A 9652-nucleotide genomic window follows, 5' to 3' on the forward strand; every position below is an offset into this window, starting at 1 on the left:
TGATGATCTTCTGTGGTGGGTGCCCTAAGGTGGCCCCATGCCCTCGATCATCGCCGATTCCTCGCCGCTCGCATGATCGAACGCCTGCTCCCACCCGCGGTGCGTTCCGCTCACACGGTGCACGACGACTGGCCGGCCGCGGTGCTCCACTCCGCCGAAGCCGCACTCGTGGCCGCCGCCGTGCCCAAACGGCGCAACGAGTTCGCCGCGGCCCGGCACTGCGCCCGGATCGCCCTCGCCGAGCTCGGTGTCCCCGCCGGACCGATTCTGCGCGGCGAGCGCGGAGCCCCGATCTGGCCGGCCGGCATCGTCGGCAGCCTCACCCACTGCGCGGGCTATCGGGCGGCGGCGGTCGCCCGGGACACCGACGTGGCGGGCATCGGCATCGACGCCGAGGTGCACGGCCCCCTCCCGTCCGGCGTTCTCGACCTGGTGTCACTTCCTCCCGAGCGCGACCACCTGGCCGACCTGCCACCGGAGATCTGGTGGGAACGCCTGCTGTTCAGCGCGAAAGAATCGGTCTACAAAGTCTGGTTCCCGCGTACGGGTGAATGGCTGGGCTTCGAAGAGGCGGCACTGACGTTCGACCCGGACGCCGGCACGTTCACCGCCCGGATCCTGCGCGACGGCCCGTTCGAAACCCTCACCGGCCGCTACCTGGTCGCAGGCGACCTGGTCCTCACCGCCATCGTCCTCGACGCGGGCTAACGTCCCGGAACCACCAAGCCGGTTTCATAGGCGAGGACGGCGGCCTGCGTCCGATCGCGCAGGTGCAGTTTCATCAGGATGCGACTGACGTGCGTCTTCACCGTCTGTTCCGCGACACCGAGCTGGACGGCGATCTCGGCGTTGGACATGCCGCGCGCGACCAGCCCGAGCACCCTGAGCTCCTGATTGGTCAGCGCGGCCAGGCGCTCGGATGGCGCCCCGGGGGCCGCCGAACGCCGAGACAGGTCAGCCAGGATCCGCTTGGTCACCGACGGCGCCAGCACCGCACCGCCGGAAACCGCGGTGCGGACAGCGTCGGCGAGCTGATGCGCGGACGAATCCTTGAGGAGGAAACCGCTGGCGCCCGCGCGGATCGCCTCGTGCACGTACTCGTCGTCGTCGAAGGTGGTGAGCACCAGCACCTTCGTGGCCGGAGCATTCGCCAAGATCTGCCGGGTGGCCGCCAACCCGTCGAGGACCGGCATCCGTACGTCCATCAGGACGACATCCGGCCGCGCATCGCGCACCTGCCGGACGGCTTCCGCACCGTTGGCGGCCGTACCGACGACCTCGATGTCCGGCTGGAAATCCAGCACGACGGAGAAGCTTTCCCGCAGCATGAGCTGGTCATCGACGACGACCACCCGGATCGGGGCGCTCATCTGTCCACCCCGGTCAGCGACATCGTGACCTCGTACCAGCCGTCGGCGCGGTGGCCGGCCTGCAGCGTGGCGCCGAGGACGGCCGCTCGCTCCTGCATGCCGGTCAGGCCGTGCCCGGCACCCGCGGCAGTAGGTCGTTCGGCGGCTGCCGGGGCTGGGCTGTTGGCGATTCGCAGGCGCAGGTCCACGGGCCCGTAGTCCAGATCCACCTCGACGTCGGCGCCCGGCGCGTGCCGGATGACGTTGCTCAGGGCCTCCTGGACGACCCGGTAGGCGATCAACTCGGTCTGCTCCGGCAACACCCGGACTGCGCCGCGGACCGCAGTCCGCAGTGTAAGCCCGGCGCTGCGGCAGTTGTCGAACAGCTGATCCAGGTCGGCCAGCGCGGGCTGGGGGGCGTACCGGGTTCCGTCGTCCTCCGCAGAGCGCAGCATGCCGAGAATCTGCCGCATCTCGGTCATCGCCGCCAGCGCGTTCTGCCGGATCGAGGCGAAGCTGTCGGTGGCGGCCGGGTCGAGCCCGCTCACCCGGTAGGGCGCGGCCTCCGCCTGGACGGCGATCACCGACATGTGATGGGCGACCACGTCGTGCAATTCCCGAGCGATCCGGGTGCGCTCCTCCAGCGCGGTCCGTTGCACCCGTTCCTGCTCGGTGAGATCGACCTGCCGACGCAGCTCCCGTCGGACATCGCGCAGCCAGCGCACGATCGCGACCACCACGAGAACCACGGCATAGCAGCCGGACAACAGCAGGCCGTTGTTGTCCTGCGCTCGTCCGGAGAAGGCCACCTCGGCGGCGCCGGCCACCGCGCCCGTGATCGCCCACTGCGCCAGATACACCGGGGGCGGCACCTGCCAGGCCACCACCAGACTGACGGTCACATGCGCGATCATGCCGGCGGCACTCCACGGCCATAACACCCGCTCCGCCTCACCGGCGGCGGACAAGCCGACCAAAACGAGGTAAGGCAGCGCCGTGATCAGCGACAGCCACCATGCGGCCAGCGGCCGATACAACACCATGATGATGGGTACGGCCTGCGCCACTGCCAGGACAAGGAACACAGGTGAGCTCTGCGGCAGGGCCTCGGCCAGCATGCCCGCACCGAGGGCAGCCGTGTAGAGAGCCACCAGCGACATCCCGATCAGCCGCAACCCGCGCATCAGCGTGGAGCGGCGCGGGGCACGTGAGGGAGCCGACAGGGCGAACAGCTCACGGCCGGCCGCGCCCGCGGCGCGGAAAGAGTGCGCCACCCGTACAGGAAAGCATCCGGGCGCAAGGTCACGGCATCCGGAAGAACAGCATCGGATCGTCCCGGCCGTCATGAACCGGTTGCTGCAGGCCGAGACGCTCCTTGACCGCCTTGAGCTCCCGGTTGACCGGGGCCGCGGCGAGCCGGGACGGGGTGAAATAGGCAACGGACTTCTCCGCGAGCCAGGACAGCACCACCCGGCCCTCGCTGAACGGCCACGGCCGGCGTCCGTGGAAGACGTCGTGAACGCTCACAGTGACGCCGGACCGGACGGTCGGGAAGAGCTCGCTTACAAACCAGCGCGCGAAGGATGCGGTGTGTGCGGCGTCGATGAAGAGATAGTCGATGCGATGCGCGTGGCCGCGCAGCGTCTGCCGGGCGTCGCCCGGCACGAACGTCCAGCGTCCCGCAGCAAGATCACGGGGCACGTGCCGGCGAGCGTTGTCAATCAAGTCGTGGGTGATCAGCACACCTGCCCCGTTGTCGCGCAATGCCCGCAGAATCCACGTCGTGGACCAGCCGTGCAACGAGCCAACTTCCAGAACCGTGGCGGGCTGTTGCTCGCGCAGCAACAGGTAGGTGATCTCTGCCTCGAGGTCGTCAAGCTGAGCATTCATTGCGGGGTGCAGTGCCCGCAATTCGCGTTGTTCTTTCCGGACGATTCGCAGATCGTCCGCATACTTGTGATACCAGTCGCAGATGTTTTCCAGCGTTGTTTCGGGCACCGAAAGCTCCATTCCTCAATGGCTCGGTGGCGAATCTACGCAGGCGGCTACCTGGTGTCGTCACTCCTCGGGACGAGCGCCGAACCCCTACTCAAGTCGCAGTTCAATCGGCGGGTAGTCCGTAAGTACTACCCGGCTTGACCCGCTGCAGACCGACGACACTGGTCTCATTCTTTCCTAGCCTTCGCTGCCATGGGAAAAGGCCGATTCTTAGCAACGCTGCTGGTAATGACATTAGGTTCGTATCTCTTCGTGCCGGATCCACCGGGCCCGCCGAATCCACCTGCCGGACAGGTCGCCTGGCTTGCCGATCCCGCGCGCCTGCCCGACCTGAGTTCCGCCCAGGCGGCGACAGTGGCCGCATTCTTTGCCGGCCTGCCACCGGGGCATGCCGACCGGCTGGCGCAGACCTACCCGGACGTCGTCGGCAACCTCGACGGCGCGCCCCTCGAGCTGCGGTACGCGGCGAACCGTCGCCAAAGCCCACACTGGAACGACCGGCAACCCCTCGCCCTGGACCTGCGCGGCGACGGCCGGATCGTGGAGGTGCTCGGCGACCTCCGGCAGGCCACCGCGGTGACCGTCCTCGTCCCGGGCGTCGACGACACCCTGCACAACTTCGACACCGGCCACGGCGGCGTGCTCCGCCGCGCACCCGCCTGGCAGGGCCGCCAGCTCTACGAACGGATGCGGGCCGACCAGCCCGACGCACCCGTCGCCGTCATCGTCTGGCTCGGCTACGACCCACCCGAAGGGGTACGCCGGGCAGCGATTCGCCAAGAGCGAGCGGAGGACGGCGCCCGAGCCCTGACCCGGTTCGTGGACGGGTTGGTCGTCGACCGTCCCGAGCTTGCGATAACGGTCGTGGGCCACAGCTACGGCTCCACAGTGCTGGGCATCGCCGCACCCGACCTGACCGAACAGGTCACCGACCTCGTCGCCATCGGCAGCCCCGGCATGAGCGTCGACCGCGCCGCCGACCTGCACACCTCCGCCCGCATCTGGGCAGGCACGGCACCTACCGACTGGACCCGGCAACTGCCGGGCATCCGCATCTTCGGAGCGGGGCACGGCCGCCGACCGACCGAACCCGCGTTCGGCGCGCTGCCGCTGCCCTGCGACAACGTGGACGGCCACGACGGCTACTTCGCACCGAACTCGGCGGCGCTGCTGGCCCTGGCGTCGATCGGTGCCGATCCGGTGCGTGATCCGCGATGACCACGGCTGACGTTGACCGGATCACCGCCGCCACCCCGGCAAGCCGGGACCGGGCAGTCGACGGGCTCCGAGTCATCGCGATGCTCGGTGTGGTGGCCGGGCACTGGCTCGTCACCGGCCTGAGGATCGACGGCAGCGGTCTGCACCAGGCGAGCCCGCTCACCAACAACCCGGCGCTCACCCCGCTGACCTGGGCGTTACAGACACTCGGCCTGTTCTTCTTCGTCGCCGGCTTCGCCGCTGGGCGCGGCCTGGATCGACAACGGCAGCGGGGCGGCACCGCCCGAACCTGGATGGCCGCCAGGCTGCGCCGGCTGCTGCCACCGGTCGCCGTGTTCCTCGGCACGTGGTCGGTGATCCTCCTCGCGATCCGGCCCGCCACTGAGCCCTGGACCAGTCACACGGTAGGCAAAATCGCGGTCAGCCCACTGTGGTTCGTGCTCGTGCTCGTCCTGCTCCTGCCCTGCACACCGCTGGTGCTCAGCGCTGTCAACCGGATCGGTGCCGCCGCCGCGCTGCCGCCGCTCGGTGCGCTGATCGCCATGGACGCAGCGCGTTACCTGCTGTGGCCCGAACTGCCCAGCTGGCCCGCCTACCTGAACTGTGTGACCGCCTGGCTGGTGCCGTACACCCTCGGAGTGGCCGCAGCTCAGGGCCGTCTTACCGGACCGCGCCGCGGTGCGGGCCTGCTGCTGGCGGGCGTGCTCGGTGGCGCTGCGCTGATCGCGGTCGGCTATCCGGCGAGCCTGGTCGGCGTCCCGGGCGACGGCCGGTCAAATCTCGACCCGCCGTCACTGCTCACTGCCGCGCTGTCAGCCGCGCAGATCGGCGTCGCACTCCTCGTCTGGACTCGCCTGGACCGCGTGCTGCGCCGCCCCCGTTGGTGGTCGGCCGTGGTCGGCCTCAACCTGACATTGCTGACGATTTTCCTCTGGCATCAGAGTGCACTGCTCGCCGTCGCCGGGTCGGGCCTTGCCCTGGGCAGAACCCCCGCCGGGTTGATCGGCCCACCCGACTCGGCCGGCTGGATCAACCACCGGTTGCTCTGGATCCCCGTCGTCGGCGCGACCCTGGGCCTGCTCTGCCTCCTGTTCCGTCGAGCCGAGCTGCTCAATCAGCCGGCCGGCAGCCCGCCGAGGATGCCGAACCGGCTGCCGTAGGGCGCCGCTGCTTGGCATCATGTGGCGGGTGATCGTGCGATGCCGGGATGCCACGGGCGCCTGGTGGCGGTGGCGTGTCGGTCGGCGGCGGCTGGCCTGGCTGCCCGGCCCGGGGGCGCTCGAACTGCTGGACTTCGGGCAGATTCCCGTCCTGGGCTGGCTCGTGGCGCTCGCCGCATTCCTGTGGTGGCTCCTGATGTGGTGCAGCGCGCTCCTGGTGACGCTGATCGTCTGGCCGATGCGGGCGGCAACCGGCCGATGGACCGTGGTGGCCCGGCGGTTGGACGGCGACGACCTTCAGGCGCGCCGCCGGGTCCAGGGGCGGGCGGCGGCGGACTCACTCGTCGCCCAATGGGCCGCCGAGCTCGAACGGCATGGCCGGCTGCCCGAGGACGTCTAAGCGGCTGCCGCAAGGGGCGGGGTGCCTCCCTTCGGCATTTGCTAGTCACCGGGAACGAAAGCCATCAGGTCGCGCCGTTCGATGGCGGCCGCCATCAAGTCCGGGAAAGCGTCCGGTGTGCAGGCGAACGCCGGCACACCCAGAGCCGCCAACGCCGCCGCGTTCTCGTGGTCGTACGCCGGCGCGCCCTCGTCGGACAACGCCAACAACACCACCACCTGGACACCAGCGGCGGTCATCTCGGCCACCCGGCGCAGCATCTGCTCGCGCACACCGCCCTCATACAGGTCGCTGATCAGGACGAAAATGCTGTCCCGAGGCCGGGTGATGAGCTGCTGGCCGTACCCGATGGCACGGTTGATGTCGGTGCCACCACCGAGCTGGGTGCCGAACAGCACCTCGACCGGGTCGGCGAGCTGGTCGGTCAGGTCGACCACCGCGGTGTCGAAGACGACCAGGGACGTCTTCAACGAGCGCATCGAGGCCAGCACCGCCGCGAACACACCGGAGAACACCACCGAAGCCGCCATCGAACCGGACTGGTCGACACACAGGATGACGTCCCGCTGCACCGCGGTGGTGCGACGTCCGTAGCCGACCAGCCGCTCCGGCACGACCGTACGGTGCTCGGCCTGGTAGTGCTTGAGGTTGGCGCGGATGGTCCGGTCCCAGTCGATGTCGGTCAGCTTCGGGCGGTTCATCCGGGCCGCCCGGTTCAGGGCGCCGCTGATCGCCGTACGCGTCTGCTGACTGATCCGCTTCTCCAGCTCGGAAACGACCTTGCGAACCACCTGGCGGGCCGCGTTCTTGGTGCGGTCGGGCATCACCCGGTTCAGGGACAGCAGCGTGCCGACCAGATGGACGTCCGGCTCGACCGCGGCGAGCATCTCCGGCTCCAGCAGCAGCCGGGACAGGTCCAGCCGTTCGATGGCGTCCGCCTGCATGACCTGCACGACCGTGCTGGGGAAGTACTCTCGGATATCGCCGAGCCAGCGCGCCACTTTCGGAGCCGACCCGCCGAGCCCGGCCGACCGTGCCGTCCGCTGTTCCGCGCCGCCGTCGTCACCACCCGGCCCGTCATAGAGCGCGGCCAACGCCGCATCCATCCGCGCATCCCTGCCCTGAGCCGCGCCCAAGCTTTCGTCGGCGGGGCCGCCCAGCACGAGGCGCCACCGGCGGGACCGCTCCCCAGCGGAGTTCGCAGACGTCATCCGAGTTCCCTTCCCAGCAGGACGCTCAAGGTGGGCAGCACCTGCGCCGCCCGGTCATGGTCAACGAGCACCTGCTCCGCGGACGCCGCCGTCGCGCCGCCCGCAACCCGCTCGCCGATCGCCCGGCGCTCCCCAGCCGCGAACGCCCCGAACGTACGCCGCAGCAGCGGCAACACGTCGTCGAAGCCATCCGCCGGGATGTCGGTGAGCCAGCCGTCAATGAGCTCCAGCAAGGTGTCGTCATGCACCAGCAACAATCCGCCCCCGGCCAGAAACCCCTCGACCCACGCGGCGCCGTGCGCTGGTGGCGTGCCGACAGTCAGCGGCAGCCGCAACCGCCGCCGCACCTCGTCGGTGCCGAGCCGGCCCGCGTCGAACAGGAGCCTGGCCAACCGCCCCGCCAGCAACCCGTGCAAACCGTCCCGCTCCGACACGGTCGACAGCGTGTCCAGCCAACGTTCCCCGTCGGCAGCCGAGTCGAGGAGGGCGATCGCTTGATTCACCTCATCGATGCGGTCCCGCAGGTGGCCCGCCGCTTCGTCGGACAGCGACGAGACGGCCGCGGGCAACCCCGCGCAGATCCGGCTGAGCAGACCGGCGGTCACGGTCGACAAACCCGCGACATCGGTACGCCGCACGTCGCCGTACCGCAAAGCCCGCGCCAACGCAGGAAACGCGGCCATGAGGTGACCGATGTCAGCATCCACCGCGGCCCGCGCGTCCAAAGCGGATAACACTGCGGGAAAGGCATCGTGCAGCTCGGCGAGCAGGCATACCTCGACCAGCGCCGTCACCTCACCGAGGGTGGCCGCGTCGCGAGCAGCTCCGACCACCTTGGCGGTCGCCGCCGCTTCGACCGTCGTGCCGTACATGCTCCCCTCGACGAGCTGCACCGCAAACTCGGGCTGCCAGCGCAACCGCCACTGCTCCCGAAACGTGCCGGTGCCTCGCCGGCCGACTTCCGGTTCGCCCCAGGCAATGCCGATCGCGCGCATCCCATGCAGCAACCGGCTGCGGGCCAGGTCGATGTCGCGGCGCAGGTCCAGGTCCAGGACGCGTTCCAAGGCCTCCGGCTTCAGGCGTACGGCCCGTTGCTGCGCCGCCAGGTCCTTGGCGAGCGGGACAGCCGGCATATCGTCCGGCACGCCGCCGAGCCGCTCACCGACGACCAATCGCCGGCCGATCAGCTCGGCGCGCAACGGCTCGCCGTCACACATGACCGCTTCGGCGGCCTCGGTCACCTCAGCGAGCCCCGCAAGTGGCCGACCGCGCAGCGTAGCCAGCGCCTCGGCCAGCCGAGTCGCCTCGATGATGTGCGCGGACGACGTCGGCACTCCCTCGGCGCGCAGCACACCAGCCGCGTCCACGAGCCACCGCGGCACGACGTCGCCTCCGGCGGTGAACAGGTGGTGGTACCAGCCCGGCGACCGTACCCCTGCGCCGTACCCGGACCACGAGGCGAGCCGGCCGTACGTCCACGGCACCCAAGTGAAAGCCACCTTGGCGCGCTTGCGCCCTTTGAGCAGCGCGGCGTCGTCCTTCGCGGTGACCTTACGGCTCAGCGCCGGCACATGCCACGCCCCGCACACGACGGCGATATCTGCGTGCGTGCGGCGCACCTCCCGCAAGACTGTCCGCATGTGTGCCTCGCGGACTAGGTCTTCGGGGTCCTCGGGAGAGCCTTCCCGAATCGCGGTCATCGCCTCGGCGATCGCCTCGAAAGCGGGCATGCCGCGATGCTCGACGACGTCCTCCCACCACCGCTCGGGATCGTCATACCCGGCCGCCCGCGCCAGCTCCCCGATCGGATCCACCGGCCGCACCCGCCGGCCCTCATCGTCCGCGGGCCCGGCTTCATCGTCCGCCGGCCCGGCCCCATCGTCCGCCGGCTCCTTCCGCCCGGCCTTACCGGACACTGGGTGTCTTGCAGCCCGGCTTTCCGCAGGCTGCAATCCAGCCGTGTCATCGGCCGGCTGCTCCCGATCGGCACCATTATCCGCAGGGCCAACAGGCTCGGGCGCGACTGAGATATTCGGCGAGGGCGCACCCGGCGCAACAAATGCAACGCGCTCGTCGGTTGTGGAAGGCGCGCCCGGCGGGGATTTCACGGGGAGTGTGGAGGGAACCGCAGGCACTGGAGGCGTGGCAGGCCCGGATGGGGTGGCAGGCCCGGATGGGGTGGCAGGCGCGGATGGGGTGGTAGGCGCGGACGGCGTGGTGGGCGCGGATGGGGTGGTAGGCGCGGACGGCGTGGTGGGCGCGGATGGGGTGGTAGGCGCGGACGGCGTGGTGGGCGCGGATGGGGTGGTAGGCGCG

The 9652-nt window shown here is 70.0% G+C and carries 10 protein-coding genes; 4 read left to right on the forward strand and 6 right to left on the reverse strand.

The window, feature by feature from the left end; all coding sequences use genetic code 11:
- Positions 1–72: 72 nt before the first annotated feature.
- Positions 73–708 carry a 4'-phosphopantetheinyl transferase gene (locus ACIA1L_RS03435; RefSeq protein WP_396070869.1) on the forward strand — a complete coding sequence of 212 codons (636 nt, stop codon included), beginning with the start codon at positions 73–75 and terminating at the stop codon, positions 706–708.
- Here ACIA1L_RS03435 and ACIA1L_RS03440 read toward each other — a convergent pair.
- The 3 genes from ACIA1L_RS03440 to ACIA1L_RS03450 are packed head-to-tail and all read right to left on the reverse strand — an operon-like array spanning position 705 to position 3347.
- A complete protein-coding gene (locus ACIA1L_RS03440) occupies positions 705–1370 on the reverse strand; it encodes a response regulator (protein ID WP_396070870.1) in 666 nt (221 codons plus the stop codon). The two genes, ACIA1L_RS03435 and ACIA1L_RS03440, sit on opposite strands and share 4 nt — an antisense overlap.
- Complete coding sequence (locus tag ACIA1L_RS03445; RefSeq protein WP_396070871.1) at positions 1367–2623, reverse strand: sensor histidine kinase; 1257 nt, start codon at positions 2621–2623, stop codon at positions 1367–1369. Before ACIA1L_RS03445 ends, ACIA1L_RS03440 begins: the two co-directional genes overlap by 4 nt.
- Positions 2624–2651: 28 nt before the next feature.
- Positions 2652–3347 carry a class I SAM-dependent methyltransferase gene (locus ACIA1L_RS03450; protein ID WP_396070872.1) on the reverse strand — a complete coding sequence of 232 codons (696 nt, stop codon included), beginning with the start codon at positions 3345–3347 and terminating at the stop codon, positions 2652–2654.
- A 252-nt stretch (positions 3348–3599) separates the two neighbouring features.
- Here ACIA1L_RS03450 and ACIA1L_RS03455 point away from each other — a divergent pair, with 252 nt between their 5' ends.
- The 3 genes from ACIA1L_RS03455 to ACIA1L_RS03465 are packed head-to-tail and all read left to right on the forward strand — an operon-like array spanning position 3600 to position 6125.
- Positions 3600–4565: an alpha/beta hydrolase gene (locus ACIA1L_RS03455; protein WP_396070873.1), complete on the forward strand. Its 966-nt coding sequence runs from the start codon at positions 3600–3602 to the stop codon at positions 4563–4565.
- On the forward strand, positions 4562–5725 hold the full coding sequence (locus tag ACIA1L_RS03460) for an acyltransferase (protein WP_396070874.1): 1164 nt from the start codon (positions 4562–4564) through the stop codon (positions 5723–5725). The genes ACIA1L_RS03455 and ACIA1L_RS03460 overlap by 4 nt, the downstream gene beginning before the upstream one ends.
- Before the next feature lie 28 nt (positions 5726–5753).
- Complete coding sequence (locus ACIA1L_RS03465) at positions 5754–6125, forward strand: hypothetical protein (protein WP_396070875.1); 372 nt, start codon at positions 5754–5756, stop codon at positions 6123–6125.
- Positions 6126–6166: 41 nt separating this feature from the next.
- Here ACIA1L_RS03465 and ACIA1L_RS03470 read toward each other — a convergent pair whose 3' ends face one another.
- The 3 genes from ACIA1L_RS03470 to ACIA1L_RS03480 form a co-directional block, all read right to left on the reverse strand.
- Positions 6167–7336, reverse strand: a complete 1170-nt coding sequence (locus tag ACIA1L_RS03470) for a VWA domain-containing protein (protein WP_396070876.1) — start codon at positions 7334–7336, stop codon at positions 6167–6169.
- Positions 7333–9444 (reverse strand): DUF5682 family protein, encoded by a 2112-nt coding sequence (locus ACIA1L_RS03475; RefSeq protein WP_396070877.1) that lies wholly within the window; start codon positions 9442–9444, stop codon positions 7333–7335. Before ACIA1L_RS03475 ends, ACIA1L_RS03470 begins: the two co-directional genes overlap by 4 nt.
- Positions 9329–9652, reverse strand: a 324-nt coding sequence (locus tag ACIA1L_RS03480; RefSeq protein WP_396071006.1) for a hypothetical protein, incomplete at its 5' end; no start/stop codon positions are given. The genes ACIA1L_RS03475 and ACIA1L_RS03480, both read right to left, overlap by 116 nt.

This window comes from Actinoplanes sp. NPDC051859, from assembly GCF_044452725.1.
Taxonomy (GTDB): Bacteria; Actinomycetota; Actinomycetes; order Mycobacteriales; family Micromonosporaceae; genus Actinoplanes.